Annotated in this window: 22 protein-coding genes; 3 read left to right on the plus strand and 19 right to left on the minus strand. The window is 38.7% G+C overall.

Annotation, left to right across the window (positions count from 1 at the left end; genetic code table 11):
- The first annotated feature begins 343 nt into the window (after positions 1-343).
- Positions 344-1,600, plus strand: a complete 1,257-nt coding sequence (locus KQI58_RS19020; RefSeq protein WP_216410553.1) for an IS110 family transposase — start codon at positions 344-346, stop codon at positions 1,598-1,600.
- A gap of 347 nt (positions 1,601-1,947) precedes the next feature.
- Here KQI58_RS19020 and KQI58_RS19025 read toward each other — a convergent pair whose 3' ends face one another.
- The 4 genes from KQI58_RS19025 to KQI58_RS19040 are packed head-to-tail and all read right to left on the minus strand — an operon-like array spanning position 1,948 to position 4,803.
- Positions 1,948-2,379, minus strand: a complete 432-nt coding sequence (locus tag KQI58_RS19025) for a PTS sugar transporter subunit IIA (protein ID WP_216410554.1) — start codon at positions 2,377-2,379, stop codon at positions 1,948-1,950.
- 9 nt (positions 2,380-2,388) lie between these two features.
- A complete protein-coding gene (locus KQI58_RS19030) occupies positions 2,389-3,528 on the minus strand; it encodes a mannitol-1-phosphate 5-dehydrogenase (protein WP_216410555.1) in 1,140 nt (379 codons plus the stop codon).
- 9 nt (positions 3,529-3,537) lie between these two features.
- Positions 3,538-4,095, minus strand: a complete 558-nt coding sequence (gene hxlB, locus KQI58_RS19035; protein WP_207487501.1) for a 6-phospho-3-hexuloisomerase — start codon at positions 4,093-4,095, stop codon at positions 3,538-3,540.
- A gap of 12 nt (positions 4,096-4,107) precedes the next feature.
- Positions 4,108-4,803: a ribulose-phosphate 3-epimerase gene (locus tag KQI58_RS19040; RefSeq protein ID WP_216410556.1), complete on the minus strand. Its 696-nt coding sequence runs from the start codon at positions 4,801-4,803 to the stop codon at positions 4,108-4,110.
- 243 nt (positions 4,804-5,046) lie between these two features.
- On the opposite strand from KQI58_RS19040, the gene KQI58_RS19045 reads away from it, so the two are divergent.
- The gene (locus KQI58_RS19045; protein WP_216410557.1) at positions 5,047-5,796 is read left to right on the plus strand and encodes a DeoR/GlpR family DNA-binding transcription regulator; all 750 of its coding nucleotides are present in this window, start codon (positions 5,047-5,049) and stop codon (positions 5,794-5,796) included.
- Between the two features lie 95 nt (positions 5,797-5,891).
- Here the strand turns inward: KQI58_RS19045 and KQI58_RS19050 are convergent, their stop codons facing one another.
- From KQI58_RS19050 to KQI58_RS19070, 5 genes are all read right to left on the minus strand, one after another.
- Complete coding sequence (locus KQI58_RS19050; RefSeq protein WP_216410558.1) at positions 5,892-6,299, minus strand: MerR family transcriptional regulator; 408 nt, start codon at positions 6,297-6,299, stop codon at positions 5,892-5,894.
- A gap of 91 nt (positions 6,300-6,390) precedes the next feature.
- Positions 6,391-7,008: a flavodoxin gene (locus KQI58_RS19055; protein WP_216410559.1), complete on the minus strand. Its 618-nt coding sequence runs from the start codon at positions 7,006-7,008 to the stop codon at positions 6,391-6,393.
- A 117-nt stretch (positions 7,009-7,125) separates the two neighbouring features.
- Positions 7,126-8,106: an aldo/keto reductase gene (locus tag KQI58_RS19060; protein ID WP_216410560.1), complete on the minus strand. Its 981-nt coding sequence runs from the start codon at positions 8,104-8,106 to the stop codon at positions 7,126-7,128.
- A 159-nt stretch (positions 8,107-8,265) separates the two neighbouring features.
- Positions 8,266-9,243 carry a Gfo/Idh/MocA family protein gene (locus KQI58_RS19065; RefSeq protein WP_216410561.1) on the minus strand — a complete coding sequence of 326 codons (978 nt, stop codon included), beginning with the start codon at positions 9,241-9,243 and terminating at the stop codon, positions 8,266-8,268.
- Between the two features lie 20 nt (positions 9,244-9,263).
- On the minus strand, positions 9,264-10,283 hold the full coding sequence (locus KQI58_RS19070) for a Gfo/Idh/MocA family oxidoreductase (protein WP_216410562.1): 1,020 nt from the start codon (positions 10,281-10,283) through the stop codon (positions 9,264-9,266).
- Positions 10,284-10,513: 230 nt separating this feature from the next.
- On the opposite strand from KQI58_RS19070, the gene KQI58_RS19075 reads away from it, so the two are divergent.
- Positions 10,514-11,380: a MurR/RpiR family transcriptional regulator gene (locus KQI58_RS19075; protein ID WP_216410563.1), complete on the plus strand. Its 867-nt coding sequence runs from the start codon at positions 10,514-10,516 to the stop codon at positions 11,378-11,380.
- A 94-nt stretch (positions 11,381-11,474) separates the two neighbouring features.
- On the opposite strand, the gene KQI58_RS19080 is transcribed toward KQI58_RS19075, so the two are convergent.
- The 10 genes from KQI58_RS19080 to KQI58_RS19125 form a co-directional block, all read right to left on the minus strand.
- Complete coding sequence (locus tag KQI58_RS19080; RefSeq protein ID WP_216410564.1) at positions 11,475-12,059, minus strand: hypothetical protein; 585 nt, start codon at positions 12,057-12,059, stop codon at positions 11,475-11,477.
- 296 nt (positions 12,060-12,355) lie between these two features.
- Positions 12,356-13,492: a hypothetical protein gene (locus KQI58_RS19085; protein ID WP_216410565.1), complete on the minus strand. Its 1,137-nt coding sequence runs from the start codon at positions 13,490-13,492 to the stop codon at positions 12,356-12,358.
- A 495-nt stretch (positions 13,493-13,987) separates the two neighbouring features.
- On the minus strand, positions 13,988-14,479 hold the full coding sequence (locus KQI58_RS19090) for an isochorismatase family cysteine hydrolase (RefSeq protein ID WP_216410566.1): 492 nt from the start codon (positions 14,477-14,479) through the stop codon (positions 13,988-13,990).
- 10 nt (positions 14,480-14,489) lie between these two features.
- Positions 14,490-14,738 carry a GlsB/YeaQ/YmgE family stress response membrane protein gene (locus KQI58_RS19095; protein ID WP_048720002.1) on the minus strand — a complete coding sequence of 83 codons (249 nt, stop codon included), beginning with the start codon at positions 14,736-14,738 and terminating at the stop codon, positions 14,490-14,492.
- Between the two features lie 23 nt (positions 14,739-14,761).
- On the minus strand, positions 14,762-15,355 hold the full coding sequence (locus KQI58_RS19100) for an Asp23/Gls24 family envelope stress response protein (protein ID WP_216410567.1): 594 nt from the start codon (positions 15,353-15,355) through the stop codon (positions 14,762-14,764).
- Positions 15,356-15,890: 535 nt separating this feature from the next.
- Positions 15,891-17,222 carry a glycosyltransferase family 2 protein gene (locus tag KQI58_RS19105; protein ID WP_216410568.1) on the minus strand — a complete coding sequence of 444 codons (1,332 nt, stop codon included), beginning with the start codon at positions 17,220-17,222 and terminating at the stop codon, positions 15,891-15,893.
- Positions 17,223-17,286: 64 nt separating this feature from the next.
- The gene (locus KQI58_RS19110) at positions 17,287-17,670 is read right to left on the minus strand and encodes a cell division protein (protein ID WP_253296033.1); all 384 of its coding nucleotides are present in this window, start codon (positions 17,668-17,670) and stop codon (positions 17,287-17,289) included.
- Between the two features lie 346 nt (positions 17,671-18,016).
- A complete protein-coding gene (locus tag KQI58_RS23220; RefSeq protein WP_367397954.1) occupies positions 18,017-18,679 on the minus strand; it encodes a helix-turn-helix domain-containing protein in 663 nt (220 codons plus the stop codon).
- A 32-nt stretch (positions 18,680-18,711) separates the two neighbouring features.
- On the minus strand, positions 18,712-19,032 hold the full coding sequence (locus KQI58_RS19120; RefSeq protein WP_216410569.1) for a bacteriocin immunity protein: 321 nt from the start codon (positions 19,030-19,032) through the stop codon (positions 18,712-18,714).
- A 277-nt stretch (positions 19,033-19,309) separates the two neighbouring features.
- On the minus strand, positions 19,310-21,391 hold the full coding sequence (locus KQI58_RS19125; RefSeq protein ID WP_216410570.1) for a MucBP domain-containing protein: 2,082 nt from the start codon (positions 21,389-21,391) through the stop codon (positions 19,310-19,312).
- Between the last annotated feature and the right edge of the window lie 126 nt (positions 21,392-21,517).

Consider the following 21,517-nt stretch of genomic DNA (forward strand, 5'->3'; position numbering starts at 1 on the left):
AATTTTATTCTATTGTTCTTTGATAATTTAATAACACTTTAGTTGCTAGGTGCTTGTGTGATGTTCTAGAATTGACTCCTGGAAAGGACTCACGGGAAAATGCTATCGCTCCTTGCAGCTTTGACTGCTCTTAAAAGTCTGTGACCCGAACCGTTGATATATCCTCCAACACACTAGCTGTATCCACTGGATTTCTACCTTTTCGTAACAGGATTGGGTGTGGCTTTGAAGTCCAGTGATTCGAATACGATTATGCGAGGCTGTCGTTAGACAACGGTCTTCTGGGATATCCCACAGGTACCAAGCAATTTCCAAAATACAAGCGAAAGGAGGTCCTTCCCTCATGAAATTATTTGTCGGTTTAGATGTTAGCTCTAAAAATTTGGATGCCTGCTTTTTAACAGATGATGAAGAACTCACCATCTTAAAGGAAGCGCGTTTTGAAAACAGCTTTCTCGGTGTTTCACAGATCAAGAAACTGATCTTAGACTTCGCCCATGATCTTGCCTTTACCAAAGTGGTGATTGGCATGGAGGCGACCTCGTTATACAGTTTCCATCCAGCGATGTTTTTCAAAGAAGATAAAGAACTTCAAGCATTGAATCTGGTTGTCTCAGTGGAACAACCCCAAAAAATCAAAGGATATCGCAAAATATTTGAAGAAGAAAAGAACGATCAGATTGATGCGTTCTATATCGCTGATTACTTTCGTGTAAGTCGCTACGCGACATCCATTGTGAAAGATGAACAATACCGGGCATTACAGCACTTGACTCGTACCAGATTACAGATCGTTGAACAATTGGTCGCAGCCAAGCAACACTTCATCGAAAACATTTACTATAAATGCAATCGCCTGCCGATTGAGTTGAAAGCCAGCGGAAGTACCACCTCTGTTCTTAGCGCGACGCTTGTCTCATTGATGACAGAAGATTACACACTTGACCAACTGGCGCAGCTATCCTTGGAAGACTTCGCAGCTTTGATTCAAAGAATGGGCCGTGGTCGTTTTAAGAACCCCGAAGGGACTGCGAAAGCAATCGCAAAAGCGATTCGTGGAAGCTACCGCCTAGGAAAAATCCAACAAGATTCTGTGGATATCGTTTTAAGTGTCTACGCTCGCGAGATTCGTAGTTTGACAAACTTAATCAAAGAGCTTGATCAAGCGATTCAAGAGATTGTCGAAACACTTCCTGAATATCAATGCCTGACTAGTATTCCCGGTGTTGGACCTGTGTATGCAGGTGGAATTTTAGCCGAGATCGGTCAGATTGAGCGCTTTGAAAATGAAGCGAAAATCGCTAAATACGCAGGGCTTCATTGGCCTAAAAACCAGTCGGGAGATAAGAACTCCGAAAACACCTCTTTAGCGAAACGAGGCAACCGCTATCTTCGTTATTACTTAGTTGAAGCCGCCAACTTAGTCCGATCACGAGATGCCGAGTATAAGGAGTTTTACCAGAAGAAGTATAAAGAAACAGCCAAACATCAACACAAACGTGCCATCGTCTTAACCGCAAGAAAATTTGTGCGTCTGGTGGATATTCTGTTACGTAACCACCAACTCTATATGCCGCAAAGGGGGCTGATAGAGAAATAACAAGAAGTTATTGACGCAACCTTTTGAACTCAGCCTGTGAAAACGCTTCATTTGGCTAGGCTTATTTGAGTGCACCTTCTTTCAGGTCTTTGTGATAGAAAACGTATTACTTTTCTCTTGACTTATTACCACTAGACTTTTTCATATTAAGGAATTGATTTTTCCCGTGAAAAATCAGTTCTATTTTCAAGCCGTATACCATTTCTCTACACCCACTAAAGCGTGAAGAGAAACTGGCATCCTTTTTCATATTAAGGAATTGATTTTTCCTATGAAAAATCAGTTCTTTCTTCAAGCTTATATATTTTCTCTAATTACGCTGAAGTGCTAAGAGAAATTGGTATCCTTTACTCTTTGACCAAATCTAACAGTTCTGCTTCCGTCTCAACATCAAACAATTTTTGGTATAGTTCCTCATCACTCAACAGCTCGCCTAGACTCGCAATCAGATCCAAATGCCCTTCTGGCGAATCCGAAGAAAGCGTAAAGAAAATCTTGACTGGTTCCCCATCCGGAAACATAACGGGTTCCTTCACACGTAGAAACGTCAGTCCGACACCCTTGCTTCCGTATTCTGGACGGGCATGAGGCATTGCAATCTGCGGCAAAAGAATAATATAATTGCCATTTTCCAACACGTTTTGAATCATCGCCTCAACATAAGTATCCTCCACAGTGCCATTGTTCACAAGAGGTTCTGCACTCAGCCGAATGGCCTCCTGCCAAGAGTCGATTGTCTCGATAACCATCGTGTTCCCTGTTAATTGTTCTTTTAACATATGACCCTCCTATCCCATTGAATCGTAAGCAGCAACTACTTCTTCCAGCAATTTCCCATCTAAATGAGAAATTGTTTTAATCGTTGCCTCTAACCCTTTTTCTTCAATCAATGCATGTATTTTCTCCGCCTCGGGATCATCTGAATGGCGATAATGATACCCTGCTGCAATCACTTTCACTCCTGTTCCATAAGGCAAACCCTGTGCCTCAAGCTTTACGACAGGAGCGACTAAGCGATCATTCGGTCCTAATTTTCTAATAGGCGAACCGCCTACACGGGTTATCTCATCAGACAATTTTTGATTTTTCTGACGCTTAAGTGTCTTTTCAATGAAGCGTTGCAAATCTGCTGAATCAAATTGATACTTTTGGACAAAATAGGCACTATTCTCTGATAAAAATTGATTCACTATTTTCACTATCTCCGCGTCTCGGATCGCCTCTTGAATCGTTTGATATCCATGTAAGTCTCCTAAATAGGCAATGGCTGCATGAGCAGCGTTAACGATGTACAACTTACGTTCAATATAAGGCTGCATCTCGTCAATCAAAACCACCTGCTTCAGTTCAAAAGTCGTTGCAGGGTCTAGCTGCATACGATTAATCACCCATTCATAATAGGGTTCAACGACTGCGACAGCTTTGCCCTCAACAACTTTACCAAGTGATTGCCGATCAATCGCTGTATTGACAAAATAAGCATAGTGATCAAAAACGGCTGCCTCTTGTTGAGAAAGAGTCTCATAGACCGCTTCTTTTAAGATATTACTGGCATTGATAGCATTCTCGTTCGCCAAAATATTGATACTGCGCTTTTGTTTGAAGCGTTCGCTCAAAGCTTTAGCAAACGTCGGTGCGATTTTTGCTAAGTTATTCGCACCAACAGAGGTGGTCAAGATGTCCGCATCTTTAATCGCCGCGATGACTTTTTCTGTCTCGGTAAGGCTATTCAAAGCGCTGATTCGATCAACAAAAACAGTAGTCTCCTGCTCGTCCATGATATCAATTCTATAGCCGCCATCCTGATTTAATTGATTGATCAAGTCAGCATTTGTATCAACGAAACAAATCTCAAAACCATTTTGATGTAAGAGCTGCCCAATAAATCCGCGTCCAATATTGCCCGCGCCAAAATGTACTGCTTTCATTTTTTTCACCTACTCCAGATTGGCATGGTACTGCCATAGACTATGCATATCAATATTCTTTTCCTCCACCATCATCAAAGCGATACTATCACCTAATAATAGTAGAGATTGTTCAAAGAGACTCGTCATCGGCTGAACCGATGGAACTTCTCCTGGCAAAGCCAACTTCGTCTGAACAGGAATTCTTACAAAAATATCTGTATACTCCTTCATCGAACTATTGGCATTTGATCCGATGTGAGCCACTGCTGCGCCAAAACTCTTGGCCTTTTTTGCGATTGCTAATGGAAACGAGCTTTCTCCGCTGCCAGATCCTACAATCAATAAATCCCTTTCTGTGATGGCAGGTTCAGTAATTTGTCCGACTACTACTGTTTGAACACCTAGATGAGCTAAACGTTTGGCAATCCCTTCTAATGAAAGAAGTACACGACCAACCCCTACAAAAAATACCCGATCCGCTTTTTCAATTGCCACTACAAGCTGCTCTACCTCCTCTGCGGCAATATTGTCTAAGGTCGCAGATATTTCCTTTGTGATCTTTTGTTCTACACTTTTAAATCCCACCAGTTTTCCCTCCTACTTCACCAACACCGCTTTATTTATCGCGTCTGTCAATAATTCCCGATTTTTCGTTAGTGTATTTTCTGCAATGAATAGACTTGTACTTCCTAGCACTAAGTTTGTCGCACCTGCGGTCAATAAATCTGGGATTGTCGCTAAGGAGACACGGCCATCCACTTGAATATCAAGCGTTAATCCTTCTTCGTCAACTAGCTTACGCAGGTCAATAATTTTTTTTAGCGCGTAAGGAATCTGCTTCTCGGCTTTGTTGGTGGCAAATCCTGGATTGATCAGCATCAAGCATACCCGATCAATTTCTGGCAAGACATAATCTAAAACATTCAAGGGTGTCGCCGGATTCAGCGCAATCCCGACTGTTGTTCCGGCATGCTTAATTAATTGAATATACCGATCAACATGCAAGCTAGTCTCGTGATGAAAGGTAATTCCTTCAACACCGATCTTCAGCATCTCGCCAATAAAAAATTCATTGTCATTCGACATGATATGCACATCGAAATTCATCGAAGTGATTTCTCGCATCCGTTTGATCGTTTCAATTCCTAATGGCATGCTTGGACTGAACGATCCGTCAATAACATCGATATGCAACGTATCCATTCCGATTTCTTCTAATTCATTGATACTCTTTTCTAAATTCACCAAATCTCCGCACATGATTGACGGCGACAAAATAATCCTGCTTTCCATAAGCTTCCTCCTGCTGTTAATACATCAATTTCTCCGGAAAAATCAATGTGATTTGAATGCCGTACATCCTTCGTTTACACCCTCATTGTAATCGCTTAACAAATACAAATCAATACAAACGTGCATATTTTTTCTTTTTATTTGCATGTTTATGCCTGTATATTCGATTGAACTCATCTGTAATTGACACAAAAACGCATTCATGGCATCATTAACTGGAAGAAACAAGAAGGAGTGCGCACTATGTTGAAGGAAGAACGTCATCAAAAGATCGTTGATCTGCTAAATATTGAACAAAAAGTCATCGCTAGCGACTTAAGTCATCGTTTTAATGTATCTGAAGATACGATTCGTCGAGATTTGAAGGAATTGGATGGTCAAGGACTCTTGAAGCGAGTTCACAGCGGGGCTCTGCGAGTGGGACCGCCGATTACCGATTTTTCTTATCGAGAAAATGAGCATAATGAACGAAAAAAAGCTCTGGCTCGTAAAGCTTTGCCTTTTATCAAAGAAGATTCAGTAATTATTATCGATGGAAGCACCACGAATTTAGCACTTGTAAAGGAAATTCCAGTTGATTTCCGTGCAACGATTATTACAAATAGTCCAGCGATTTCTGTTGAACTCGCGCAACGAGCGAACATTGAGGTGATTAACATTGGAGGAATCTTTTATAAGCAATCCATGATTAACCTTGGTGTGGAAACCTACAAATCGTTGCAAAAGGTTCGAGCTGATCTTTATATCATGGGAATTTACAATATTGATATTGAGGCAGGCACCAGTGTACCAACTTTACAGGAAGCGGAAATAAAAGCACAAATGACACAAGTTTCTACAGAAGTTTTGGGTATGATTACAAATGATAAGTTCGGCACGATCAGTAACGCGATCGTTGGTCCCGTCGATGATTTGAGTTTCCTGATTTCAGAGGATATTCCTGATAAAGTACGGAAGGAATATAGTAAGAAGAAGTTACTTTTGATTGACTAGCTTGTAAACAAATAAAAACCATTGAATCAGAAAGCTGCGTGTAGCTTCTGATTCAATGGTTTTTTTACTAATAACTATTTAAGTTTTTGCGCTAACTAACCTTTTGTCGACACAGTGTCATTTGAATGGGAAAATATTTCTTGCTCACATTTCTGGATCATCTGATCGTAATTGTCCAGCTTTGTTTCTAAGCGGGCAACGGTAGCATTGATCAGCTGCTGCTTTTCTAGTAGTTTCTGGTATTCCTCGATTAAAATTTTCTTGCGTTCAACTAACGTGGCATCTCCCAGCTGATATAATTCGGAGTATTTTGCTAAGGAATCAATTGAAAGCCCAGAATCTCGCATGCATTTGATAAATTCGACCCACTTTAGGTCCTCTTCTTGAAAATCACGAATTCCAGAGTCATTTCTGGTAATCGGAGGAATTAATCCCTCTTTTTCATAATAGCGGATTGTGGCTGGAGTCATTTTAAATTTTGCTGCAGCCTCTGATATGTTCATTTTCTCCACTCCTTTAGTTTGCCAACACATTTAAATCTTAACAGGCTTTGCTCCTATTTTAAACCAGAAACTTCAAATAATTACCATCGATTTATGGAGCCAACCATTCTTTCACAAGACTGGCCGTTTGACTTCTATCCGAAGAGGTAATGCCTAATCCTTCACTAAGCGTTGATTGATCCAGTAATTCTCTGTAACGTTCCATAGATTCATTAATAGAACTGCTGCCACTGGTAAAGAAAAGATAAATCCTCTTTCCAGCTAACTCATTTTCACTGATCCACTTTTCCATCGGTAAGGCTGGTTCGCCAAACCAGATCGGTGTTCCAAGAAAGATACTGTCATAATCAGATAAATCAACGTCTTGTTTTACAATGGTTGGTAATTCTCCCCCTTCCCTTTGAGCTTCCACCACATCTAAAACCTCATCATAAACCTCTGGATAGGGTTCAACCGTTTCAATGCGCATTAGTTCACCATTCACCTGCTTTTGAATTTCCTCAGCTACAGCTTTTGTGTTTTCAGTCAATGAATAATACACGATCAGTGATTTCCCTAGATCTTTGGTTTCCTGATTCTGGTTGGGTTCGAGGCTTTCAGATGACTGAGCAATGGACTCACTGTTGTTCACCTCATCCGTATCCGTCGCATTCGATCCGCATGCACCAAGAAATAAGACAACTGGTAATAACCAAAACAACTTTTTCATAACGCTTACCTCCGTTTGCTTTAGTTCTAGCATACCGGCTAAAGTGCACTTTAAGTCAAGAGACTTTTAAAAAAACTGCATCGAAAAACGACACAGTTTCGCGCGATCTCTTAAGATTTAGTCATGACCAACCACTTTATGCGGAACATACGGCTCTTCTAGATACAAAACATCTTCTGCTGTCAATTTGAAATCGACTGCTCCTACTGCTGTTTCGATGTGGCTCATTTTGGTCGCGCCTACGACTGGGGCAACGACTGGATCTTTTTGAAGCAGCCAACCTAATACAATATTTACACGATTCGTTTCATAGCGTTGGGCTAATTCTGCTACACGATCAATAATCAGCTGATCCTTATCAGCCGTTTCATCATATTTGGCTTTTTGTGCCACATCGGTACTGCTTCGCTTGGTTGCTTCAGAGCGATCACGGATCAACCGGCCAGATGCCATTGGGCTATAAGGTGTTAAGGCAATATTTTCAGATTGACAATAGGGAATCATCTCTCGTTCTTCTTCGCGATAAATCAGATTCAAATGATTTTGCATTGAGACAAATTTTGTCCAACCATTTTTTTCAGCGATCGCATTGGCTTTTTGAAATTGATAGGCATACATCGCAGAAGCACCAATATAACGGGCTTTGCCTGATTTCACCACATCATGCAGCGCCTCCATTGTTTCTTCAATCGGTGTATCATAATCCCAGCGATGAATGATATAAAGGTCCACATAATCGGTCTGCAAGCGTTTTAAACTTTGATCGATCTGCGACATGATCGCTTTTCGCGACAGCCCTTGCCCGTTCGGTCCGTCAAACATTTTTTGATGAACCTTGGTTGCCAATACGATTTCATCGCGATTTGCATAATCCTTCAGCGCTTTTCCTAAAATTTCTTCACTGCGGCCCAAGGAATAGACATTGGCTGTGTCAAAGAAATTGATCCCCAGCTCCAACGCTTTTTTGATTAATGGGCGACTGTCTTCTTCTTCCAAGACCCAGTTATGAATCCAATTTTTAGGATCACCAAAACTCATAGAACCTAAACAAATTCTTGAGACATCTAATCCTGTGTTTCCTAATTTTTTATATTCCATCTTTTTCACACCTTTCCTCTACTTTATTAGTTTACTTGTTAAAGTGCACTTTAAGGCAAGCTTTTTTTCTGATCATACAAAGATCTTTCAGACATTAAGAAAAAACAGCACAGACTTTTCGTTTACAAAGTCCGCGCCGTTTTTACTTATTTTAACTAACTATCCCAAAACAATTCCCGCATCCTTAATCGCTGCTTCGACGATCTCCATAACGATCTTGCTATGGTCCAGCTGCTTTTTAACAAACGTCATATCCTTATCTTCAATCACCTGATTGAATAGCTTGAATTCATCAAACATTCGATGGGGATGATCCTTGTGATCGAAGGTTTCGATATCGCCAGCCAATGGTTGTGTGCTGTAGCTATCCAAGGTGTTGGTTGGACCATTGACGATCACTGATCCTTCTGTTCCTTGAATCGTCGAACGAATTGTGGCTTCAGAATCTTTGGCGCCGATACAAACAACCTTTACATCGCCATAATCCAGCAGCAGCATACCTGACGTGTCGATATCCCGTTCAATGTTAGCATAGTACTGTACTCGTTCTGGTTTTCCTAATAAACCAACAACTAAATGAATGTTGTAGATATTGATATCCATCAACGCTCCACCGCCCATTTTTGGATTAAAAGCGGGCAAAATCGTTCCTTCCTTAAACGCATCATAGCGGGAAGAGTATTGTGAGTAGTTGCATTCAATGATTTTCAAGGTGCCAATCTTTTTAACAGCTTCTTTAATCCCTTGGAAATTTTTCAAATATTGATTCGTAATAGCCTCCACTAATACCAGATCTTTTGCCAGTGCTAGCTGTTCTAAATCCAATAATTCAGCTGCCTTCAACGTAAATGGCTTCTCGCAAATCACGTGCTTACCAGCTTCCAGTGCTTTTTTTGCGAAGCTGTAGTGCAGGTGATTCGGTACTGCTACGTAAACCGTATCAAAGGCATCACTTTTTAAACACTCATCAATATCCGTGTAGGAGGCTTCGATTTTGTATTCTGCTTGAATTTTCTCCGTTTTTTCCTGACTTCGTTTTGTGCCCATGATAGCTTTCAATTGAATCTCCAGTAAATCCTTTGTGATTGCTAAAAATTCTTGAACAATTTTGCCAGAACCAAAAATGGCTAATTTCATTGCTACTCCCTCTTTCTCTGCTATTTTGAGATTTGTTGGATGCCTTTTTCCAGCATTTCGATTTGCAGCAGCGTTTCTTCATCTTTGATGGCTTTAGGTTTGCCATTAATCAATGTTTCATAGATATCTTCGTAGACACGACTGTAATCACCGATTTCTGAAACAACCTTTTCTTCATGAAACACGCCTTCGTCATCCATATAAGTCAGCGTACCATAATGCTCCGGCAAATCAATCCCGAAATCTTCATTTTCAGGCATATAAAACATTTTCAGATGCTCTTCTTGACGATCTTTTGTTTCCTTAACAAAAACCCCTTTTTTCCCATAAACCACAAAGCTCGGACGTTCCTTCAAACGGAAATAGCTGGATTTCACCGAAACCTTCATCCGGCCGTAAAACAGATCCAGATCAAAGTAATCATTCATTCGATCATCGCCTAAAAGCTGACGGACTTCATAATGTACATCATCTGGGCGGCCAAAATAAGAGATTACTTGATCCAATGTGTGGCAAGCATGTCCGTATAGATAGCTTGTTCCGATTGAAAAATGCTCGACACTTTCAGGAACCTCTGGACGGAAATAATCATAGTGCATCTCAACTTCCAATAAATCTCCCAACACACCGCTTTCGATCACTTTTTGTACCGTTAAAAAGTCTGAATCGTAGCGACGGTTTTGATAGCATTGAATGAATAAGCCTTTTTCATCGGCTAAACGGAATAATTCCTTGGCTTCCTCAGAGGTTTCAGTAAAAGGCTTTTCGATCAGAACATTTTTCCCGTGCTCCAAGACTTCTTTGCCTAATTTGAAATGCAACGGACTTGGTGTCGTTACGACAACTAATTGAATTTCTGGATCGTTATAAATATCGTTGATGTCTGATGTATAATTTGTGCCAGGATTTTTCTCCCAGGTAATGCGCCCGCTAGGTGAATAGATGGTTTTGACCTTGATTTTGTCAGTTAATTTGGTTGAAAATGGTAAGTGATAGCGATTGGTGCTTTTACCGTTTCCGATATATGCGATAGTTAACATGAATACATTCCTCCAGATTTCTTTTGATAACTTTATTATATAAGAACGACTCCTCCTGAAAAGAGGATTCAGTAAAACAGGTCGTTTTATCCAAGCTTTCGTTTGCATACGCATAAATTCTGAACATTTTATCCAAAAAAGGCTTCAAAATGAGGCCGCTTCTTCTGAAATCGATGAACTTGCGTTATGATAGAGAGGATGGTAGTTAACCTCAATGAAAAGGTGATGGAATGTTATTAATCGATAAATTACGAATGCAAAAGGATCTGACCAATACGGAAAAACGGATCGCTGATTATATCTTACAGAATTTAACAACAATTCCAGCAATCAACGTCGCAGATCTCGCAAAAAATACCTATACCTCCCATTCATCAGTGATTCGCTTAGCTCAAAAAATGGGGTTTGACGGCTTTCGCGATTTTCGAGTGGCGGTTTCTGAGATTGCCCACAGTGACATTTATCGATCGAATCCTGTCGATGCCAATTTCCCGTTTTTACCACAAGACTCAACCAAAGAAATCGCTAAAAAAATTGCCGATTTGACCATCAACACGGTCCAACGCACCTATGCCCAATTAGATGATCAAGTCCTTGATGACGCAGCTGAGCTGTTGGCTAAGGCCGAACGAATCTTTCTATTTGCTCAAGGAGATTCTCAGATTCGGGCCCGCAGCTTTCAAAACAAGCTGGTGAAGATCAACAAATTCTTGATTATTGCAGATGAATACGCAGACGAGGATTGGAATGCCGCAAGCCTAACCAGTAATGACTGCGCGATTTTTATTACCTATCGTGCACGCGTGCCGCAATACGAACGAATGATGAAGCACTTTATAAACGAAAATATTCCTGCGATCCTACTAACGGGTAACAGTCAATCAAATCTGATTCCTCTGGAAGCCCAGTCAATTGTCTTCACCCAAGAGGAAATGGACTATGTTAAAGTCAGTACCTTTTCTTCTCAGGTAGCTTTTGAGTATATTTTAGATACACTTTTCTCGCTATTATATGCGCAGGATTTCCAGCAAAATCTTACCGACTTCAAACGAAAAAATGGTTGGATCGAAAATGGGATATTGTCAGATAATCCGTAAACCACAAAAAAGCGAATCTACTTTATGTTTGTTAAGTAGAATCGCTTTTTAGTTATTGATTAACAAATTATTCGTTTATATTGCCCTTAGAATGTCATTTTTCCTCCAGTATCGTCACTAAATAGCAATTAACTACACCGGCTCTTGCAATTTTTACACGAATTGCATCCAGTTCCTCTCGTTCTAAAAGCATGGGCAATAAATAATCCTCAATTAGAAGATCTTCTGTTGCTTCCGGCTTAAAATGGACCGTTTCAAAGACCTCTTCGTCCCCTATTTCCTTACTGGAATCAAAAATATATTCAACAATCACGTCGTCGGTCTTTCGGCTTTTTCGTATTAACGAATCACGAGTGGCGACATCTTCACCAAAAGAACCTAAAACAAAAGCAAGGTCTTCTTCATCATCGAAATCTATTTCCTCTTGCCAGTTCTTATCAAGGTCGCTTTGACGTAAAAGATCTGCGATATCCTTCATTTCTTCTAAAGTCAGAACATTATCGGATATCTCATAATAATCACTTTCTGGTAATTCCGTTATCCGGTAGAGTAGATTTCCGGCTTTATCTATAATTTCAGATTTGAGTAACAATTCACCCTTCAAGGTGTGTATCCAAACAATCCTCCTCGCCTGATACTCACCAAAAGACTGTTTTCTTTTCAAATATTTTATTTTCACTTATCTAGCTCCTGTTTTCTTTCTTCGCGGCGTGATTTATATAAATAATAGAGAAAACTATTCCAACGCATATTAATCGCTTTCATTATCCCGATTTACTCTACCATAATTGATGTCCGAGATATTCTCAACTGAACTTCTGTAGTTTACTCGATTTAGTTAAGAAATTGAGTCTCACAGACGTATCTCTATTCAGAGCACTCGATCAGCCTGATAATTTCCGTGGAACAACTTTTTCCTCTGATCTTCTATTGTATCAGATATGTCTGAAGTTCGAACGACTGCACTCACTGTCGTCATTTTCTTTTCTTCTTAGCACTATCCCCCTTCTTTTTCCAACTGCCTTTTTTCTGAGGCCCATTCTCAATCAAATTCCGAACATAAGCACCTTTAGGTGTCAGCAGTTTCGTCTTTTTAGGCTTCTGCGGTTTTGCGGTTGGCGGATCAGAAACGTCGGTTGCGGTTTTCGGCGTAGCTCTGTCTTTTAACAAGGTTTGTGACGTCTGGGCGCTCATAAGTTCGAGATCGAGAATAGGGTCTTGCATTTCAAGTTCATCCGCTGTCGGTTCATCCGGCTCTTCTTCAGTAAACGCTACCCGAACATTTTCCAAACTGACCACATCGGGATGTCCTACACGAACCAATGTCAGTAACTCTTGATCATCCAATGTACTCAGATCAACACCTGCTGGAACAACAATCTCGATTGTCTTTACTTCTGGCGCTTCTGAATTTTGGACGGACGCTACTTGTAGAGCGTCTTGTTGTTCTACTTGTTCCTCTACTTGTTCCTCAACCGATACTTCCTCTTCCACAAAAGTATCTTTTACTCCTGGGCGCTTCGCTTGGACAAATTTTACAAACCGTCTTACACCAGCATCTGTCTCAAAGAGTTCCACAGTCGTAAGGATTTCCAGAATTTCAGAAGTTTCCACTCTTGAGCGTGTTTCGTCTGCATCAGCAATCGTCAGCGCGTGCTTCTTGCCTGACGCATCTTCAAAGGTAGAAACGAGCCGAAGAGCCAGCTCTGGATTCTGCGGTTTTTCTATTCCGGGAGCATCTAAACGTTTTTTATAGGAACGAGCTTCCTCGGTTAATCGATAGTATTCCTTTTTGTCAACAAACAAACGGCGAATGACCTTGTCCCAATCTCCACTGTTTTTGAAATAATCTTTAAAATACGCGCAGTATTCACGCAGCGCATCACTAGGCTCTGCTGTTAGGAACACCTCACAAACCAATTCTTGGCAAAGAAAAGAAAAGTCACTAACAACAAGCGAATTTCGTACCATGACCACTACAAGGTACTTAATAAATGTGGTAACATCTTGAGAAAACTCGAAATAGCTAGTAATTTTCGCCTCAAGCGTGGTTCTTTTCACTCCAAACAAAGTTCTCGGTAATAGCGGTTTTTCCTGTTTCATCGTTTTCATTTGTATGGGCTCCCTCCAGCCATGTATACGCTTTATTATTTGATAAAAGTATAACGCTAAAAGCACAAATAGAGTTTTTTTCTTTCGTAGTTGAGAATTAAAAAAAACAAACGTTTTCGTTTATAGGTGTTTTTTTAAGTTTTTAAAATTACAGATGTAATTATGCTTGTTCTCTCAAAATTGACTATAAAGATATAAAAAAGAACACCTAAAAAGCAAAGTTCAACCCTAAAGATGTTTTGCTTGTTTTTATTTCACTTCAAAATTCTTTTTTTAAATAAAAGTGATCCTATTAAATAGCCCTTTTACTTCGCTGATTTAAACAATAAAGCAGACAAAAACAAACTGAAAATTAATTTCTTTCTCAAATTAAGCAAAAAAAATTAGTGATTTATTCGCTCTTATTTTTGATAAGAGTCAAATAGATCACCAATTTTATTTCAAAATCATATCTAAATTTGAGCAAAAATCTCGATATCACACTAGCGTTACCTGCTATTTTATCTCAATATTAAATTTCTTCAGCAAACTCAATGTTTCATCGTTCAATTGATTTCCAGCAACTAGCTCTGAATTGATATAAAAATCCGCTTCAGGAAGAGCTCCCTGTAAAGCTAAAGTATTCGCCAACACACATAAGTTCAGCTCCACACCAACAACTTCGATGTGATTTTTTTCGTGTTCTCGTTTTTCTGTCAATTCTCGAACTTTGATCAGTGCTTCCGGTGGTAATGCATAATAATTTTTTTTAATCACGTATTCTTCCGGTAAGGGAGTTAGATTCTTAATTATTTGTAGTCCGTCCAACTCTTCTGATTCATCCTTATGCTCGATGGGAATGTCTCTAGTAAAAAGAACCATCTCCCCAGACTTACGAGCCTTTTCTAAACGATGCAGTATTTTAGGAACAAGCGGATTTGCATCCTGAACATAATTTTCATCAGTTGGATCCAAAATTCGATTCTGCATATCTACAATTACTAACATCGCGGGCCTCCTATTGTTTCGAGCGGCCTAAGAAAAATGAAACAATCAAAACTAAGATGATTGCACCAATAATTGATGGAACGAGTGCCATACCAGCTAATGATGGTCCCCAAGAACCTAATAACGCTTGTCCTAGAGCAGAACCGACTAAACCGGCAACGATATTCGCTATCCAGCCCATGCTGTTGCCCTTACCTGTGATTGCACCAGCGATTGCACCGATGACTGCTCCTATAATTAATGACCATAATAAACCCATGATAACTTCCTCCTATTGTCTAATTATTTTACTTGTGTATCTTGGTTGTCTGCAAATTTTTCTTGTGCCTTTTCTGTCCCTTGGTTGACCGCAGCTTTAGCTTTATCTGTTTGCTTTGAAGCAAACTCACCAGTTGTTTTCGCTGCACTTGTGACTTTGTCTTGCACCGTTTCGCTGTCCTGTTCAAATTCTTCCTGTGTTTTGATATCCACAACATGAATATTTACTTCAATAACATCTAAATGCGTCATTTTTTCAACTTCGTCGTGTGTAACTTGTCTAATTTGATCAACAACTTCTGTAATGTCTTTTCCGTATTCGACCACAACATCCATATCAACAGCTACTTGTTCTTTGCCAACTTCTGTCTCAATTCCTGCTGTAACATTCTCAGTGTTAACCAATTTCTCTGCGGCATTCGAGAAGAAACCACCGCTAACTGTTAGTAAGCCATCAATTTTGTCGATCGCACTAGCAATAATTTTTTGGATCACTTTATCGTCATAGCTTGTTTCACCTTTGACCTGTGCATCCTTGTTGGTGTCAAGTTGACTCGTGTGTGTTTGTTCAGGTACAGTCTCGCCATTAAAATTTTTGTTTTCGTAATTTTCTACCATCATAAATTCCTCCTGTTGTTTGATATTCTTTTTGCTAATTAATCATCTTTTCCTGTTCAGCAAGAAATAGATTTTCAACCTTTTCTTTGAAAAAGAGAAACTATCCTTGCAAACGATAAAATAACCATTTGCTTTTTATTGGAAAACTGTAGTGTCGTTTTCCGCTCCTTACTTTCACTTAATAGTTTAACGCAAATAATTTTGTATGAACAATAATCTGCTTACAACATCACAATATATAAAAAAATAAATCATATTTTTGAGTGAAAAGACTGATTTTAAACGAATATCAATAAAACATTCATCATGCAGGTTTATCGACCTTTTCCTTCGGTTAGTCTTCGTCAGAATAAAATAACGAAAATCGTTTTTTCTATTTGCTTTAATCGTAAAAAATCACCCTATCAAATCACTACACCCTGATCTCCCCATTTAATAGTTGCATACAAAAATAGGCTCACAACTATGCTATCTTGCATAGTCATAAACCTATATACAGCCACTCTCACTAAAGCAGCCGCGTTTTAACCAAAGTTTATTTTTCAGAATTATTTTTTGAAGGTGGAGGTCCTTTTCTTTCAGGACTTTTCCAAGTACCGGAGCCTAACCCCATGATTGTTTTTACCGCAGGAATGAATGTCGTTACAATTGTTAAGGCATTCATCATCCAATAAAAAAGCATATATAACGGCGCGAATAGTAAATACCTGATCTTTCTACCACGATCATCCACAATCAAAGAAGCCACCAATTGGAAGGTTCCTGAAATCATCTCAAAGCAGACAAAGAGGAATGCCATCGTAAACATATGATAAATTCGTTCAGTATTTCCATTCAATGCAAAGCTTGCCAAACTCCATAAAAATACAAATGAAGAAATCCAAAAGAAGAAAGACCAAATAATACTAAAGGTTTGGTCAATAAACATCACTGTTCGACCAAGATTTTTTAAAGGATGCAAGAACACTTTTCTGAAATTAGTTAACCAGACTTCTGTTCCACCTTTAGCCCAGCGTTTCCTTTGACGATATAACATCTTCAAGGATTCTGGAACCTCCATGAAAAACATGATCTGCGGCGCAAAAAGTGATAGCCAACCATCCATTTGGTGATCCCAAGCAATACTGATATCCTCAGTCGCTCTGTCTTGTCTAAATAGACCGACATCAATCAATGCGTCTTTTCTATACATCGTATTCGCGCCGCTATAAGCATAGATACTGCCTAAAACGCCAATCTGTGTTCGCTTGATAATGCCCACGATACTAGAAAATTCGACTGTTTGTGATTTTGCAATAAGCTTATTTCTATTCTGTACATCCATATTCGCTGTAATCGCAGAAATATTCGTCGAATCCGATCTAAGGAAATAGTTCACATACATGTTCAAGGAATCTGGCTCTGGAACCGTGTCAGCGTCATTGCTCAAAATCAATTCCCCTCTGGCGAAACCTAGACCGATATTGAAAGCATGGGCTTTCCCTTTATTTTTTTCGATTCGAATCACTCGTAATTTTGGATATTTTTTCTGTAATTCGGCCAAAATTTCAGGCGTGCTGTCAGTCGAGCCATCATCTGTCACCAATACCTCATAATGATCATAATTTATTTTCGTCATCAAATACTCTATCGTATTTTCAATCACAATTTCTTCATTGTGTGCTGGAACCATAATAGTAATAAACGGTTCAATCTCTGTGGGAATCTCATCCCACTCTTTTTGACGATACTTGAATAAGAAAGTGTAACAGAGAACACCAATGAACCAAGAAAAGCCGCCAATAATCGGATACGTAATCAATACCAAAAACATCAAGGTAAAAATGACATCTACTATATAATTCCCTGTATGAAAGAAAGTAATCATAGCTTGACACCGCCCTTCTTATACAGGTTTCGAACAAAATCCGTATCTAGATTCTGCTCTTCTTTTATCGAGTAGTAGCAAACCGCCTTGCATTTAAGCGATCTTCATCATATTGGACCGATTTTTGCAAAAGATTCTTAAAACGATAATTATTCCAAATCGTTAGTAAGATAAAGATCACAGCAATGACCACAAACATAATACTCAAGAAAATAAACAGAAATTTTAACGTTTGCAATTCTTCCTTATAAACTAGAAAATGATTCTCTCGTGCATTCTCTGGTGATATGAATGGCAGTAATACCCAAATAAAAGGAGCTGCTACACAAAGCCAACCAAGAATGGCAATCACTGTCTGTATAAATTTCAATGGATAGTGTTTTTTCTCATAATAAGAATCAGAGACAAGCATTTTTTTCACTTCGTCTCGACTAATTTTTGGCTTCACAATGTCGCCCTCCCTCATCCTCAAACTATATTTTCAATCTTTCCTTTAGTTTGCCGTTTTCATTAATATATTTCAAATAATATACCTGTCTGATGAATAAATTATCATTGAATTCATTCTCTGTTGACTAAAGCAAAAGACTCATATTTAAAAAGTACCTTATAAATGCAAGCAAAAACATAAAGAAACACACCTGTCATCTGAATCAATCATACGATCACAAGTGTGTTTCTGATTTATATTTTTCAAACGGCTTATCTAAACTCAAATAACCTGGCATTCTGTATTGTTTTTAGTAGGATAGTCAGAACGATTTTTATCGTGGCTCCTACAAAGATCATAAAACTCATTTTTCAAATAATAGCCCTTCCCCCCATACTGTTTCCAAGACATCTTCAGAAAAACTTTTGTTGATTAGTTTACGCCGGAGGTCTTTGGACAAAACTGATAACTGGACTAAATTTGAGTTTGATGGCTCTTTTTCCCATATATATCTGCATAACTCCTCCCTGGACACAATTGAAGAGCGTGCACCATATAATTTCTGGAAAAACTTTTGTTGATTTTTCGTGAAATCTAAGAATAATTGATCATAATCGTAGCTATCGACATGCGTCTTTTCAAAATATTCCTTTACAGTAACAGCACAATCACTTATCAATTCACGTAAAAGATCCATCCCGATATCTTTCGGTATCCATTTATCAATTGCTAAATCCTTTATCGTGCTTTTTTCATTGTCTATCGGTTCATTTAAATATTCTCTGAAAACGACAATTTGTTTCTCTTTTAATTGAGGAACAATCATTTCTACTTCATTGTTTGTTAAAGATTCGCTCAGTATGACAAGTTGAAAAAAACGGATACTTTCTTGTACATTCATACGTAAGATATCATCAAGTATCGTTTTTGATACGAAAACTTCATAGTTGAACTTTTGTAAATTCTCCTGCATAGAGCACTCATTTAAAATATTATAAGTTAATATTAATATTTTGATTTTTCTCACCTTGCTTGCCTCTATTTTACTTTTACTCAAACCTACTCATAGAACTGTACCTTAGAAACACACCCAGCCTGATAATTAACAGTAGATCCAAATGTTTTAGCAATGTTTTCTAACTCTAAAATAAGCTTCGTCTCCTGTGTGTCAAAACGCACATGGCTGTCTACAGCAACTACCAAGATAAAATTCACCAGCCTGTTTTCCAGCAGTTCTGGGTATTTAGCAGAATCTATCGTAGTATAGACTTGTAGCAGAATATCGGTAATATCTCTTATTCCTTTATTTTTATCAGCACGGGTAATCAAATGAGTGTACAATTGATAACTTATCTTTTTCGTAGAATCATTTATAGCCATTGTCTGCCTCCTAACAATACCTTCTTGCTGTTACTTGATCACTCAATTGTTAGTAAAAATGTAGCGCGAGTACTCCAAAGATTTATCAGAAAAAGCACCATATAACCCGAACGAACAATTTTTTTCAACTGAGACTAGTAATTATTGAACCTGAAGATGATTTTATTTTTTACTTCAAACTTTTTCATGTTAAAACTCTCTTATCCCTGCTCTTAAAGCCACCCATATAAATTTTTCATTATGTTCTCTAGAAACTGATATTACAGTTATTTTCGATTTATTCAGGCACATCCTCAAGTGACCAACACAATACGCCATTGTAGCTGCCGACTGTATCTGAGGGATGCACTGCTAATTGCAGATGCGCCGCTAAATTGACCTTCGTGCTGCCGCTCCCTTCCGAAATCGGTTGATTGTCTCCGTTAATTGGAACCTCTTGCTTTTGGTTTTTATAGCTTAATCTTTGAGCGAGTACTTGGCCTTTTTCATTTGTTAACGGCTGCTCTTCTTTTACTTTAATTTTCCAGTGACTTTTATCCAACTTGCTTTCATCCTCAACCCCAAACTCTTCCTTCGTGGTCGCAGAAATCACCCTATCCATCGCTGGAATCTCATTTTCACCGAAACTAATCGTATTAGGAATAATAAGCTTCGGACTAGATTCTTTCTTGATAATCCTACTTTCCTTTTCAGATTCTTGGTTATTATCATCTTTTATATAGAAGAAAACCTCTTGATCTAGCCAATTTTCAGGAAACTTAACCATCAGACGATCAACAACACTTTCAGGTGCAGCTGTGTATTTTTTAAGTTCCTTTTCTTCTGCTCCGCATTGGGCCATCAACGAAATATTTGTTGTTTTATCATGAGTGAATGCAAAAGCAAGTTCTCGCTTATTCGTAAAACGTGAAATGAAGAGCGGATTTTCCATATCGGTTAATTCAAATTGTAATTTCTTTTTTTCACGATAACGATGAATGATTGTTTGTTCCTCGGGCAAGAAAATCCCTTTGTCTTGCTTCTCGTCCTTAATCGGCTCATATCCAGGTATTTCTGGATAATCATCAGATAGATCAAAAGAGGTTGTTAAAATTCCATCCTTTGTTATTGAATCATGAAGCGGAGTATCCTGTTCATTTAAAAAAGCAGTCGTTTCTTTACCAAGATAATTAACAATGGATGAAGCAGCATTTTCTTCTAAATGATCTCCGTCTAAAATCGTTTCTACCTTAAATGGCAAGTGTAACTTTCCATCCGAAACAATAGCAGTATCTACTGGATTTTTAGCTCCTATCCACTTCAAACAGACTTTATATTGAAGGATTGTATCGTATAGACGACTGTCCGACGGGTTCTTAGCCACAATCTGCACGTTTTTATCATCTGCTTGACTAGAAAATAAATCCGTCAGATCTTCACCATTGAAATTCGTTACAATTACCTTATCGAACGTATATTGTTGCGTTCGATTCACCTGTTCCATGTTGACATTAATTGCCATTTGAGTAGATTTCTGCCATTGATCCACATTTGGAATCGTCTGCTTAGCTTTTAAGCAAACATCTCTACTTGCATTCTCAAAACTCGAATCGACCGCATAAGCAGGCGGAAATTCAGGTTTCGCTAAAAAATCTGTAAAATAAACAATAGACGAAGGAGTCACATCGTTATTGTGTACTACAAACATGACATTAGAAACAGCCTTTGTCGTTATTTCAAAACGTTGACGTGAGTCACGCCAAGGAATCCCTGGAGTAATATTGTTCAAGTACAGCCAATGATCATCTCCTTCTCCATCCCAAGTATCATATAGAATATGTGTTGGATTTTCTGCATACAATGAATCAATTACTATTCCTGGATTTTTATAACCAATATATTTATTTGAATTTAAGCCATAGTAATTAAATGACGTTTTTATCGCTAGTGGTTGACCAGTATCGTCAACAAAATCATAGGTGACGATCATTTCCCCTTTAACCGTAATCCCCAAAAAATAGCTTTTTGTGAGGCTAATGGACCCGCCATCCAGATTACTTTTGTTTCGTTCCAACGTTACTAATAGACTTACTTCTTTCCCTTCATAAAAACCGACATTTTTCACTAATGCTTTGCTTTTATCCGTTTTTCGATCAACTGTTAAATAATCAGAATAAACGTCTCCTTCAAGCGGCTCGACAGTTGTATTTTCTCCGTAGTGCATGATGAAGGTGTTTTCTGCTGGCGTTACAGATTGATTGGCCCAATGAAAATATCCCAAATCTGTTAGCGGTCTAAGAGCCGCCTCTACCCTTGCCGCTCCCCAAAAAATACCAGCGACTAGAAACAGCATAATGAACAAATAGTTAGGCTTTTTCATTTGACAGCTCCTCGTAATATATTTTTTAGAGTGATAAATCACTCCAGTTTTATTCTCTTGTTCTTTGATAATTTAATAACACTTTAGTTGCTTGGTGCTTGTGTGATGTTCTAGAATTGACTCCTG

Source organism: Enterococcus raffinosus (genome assembly GCF_018917525.1).
GTDB lineage: Bacteria > Bacillota > Bacilli > Lactobacillales > Enterococcaceae > Enterococcus_A > Enterococcus_A raffinosus_A.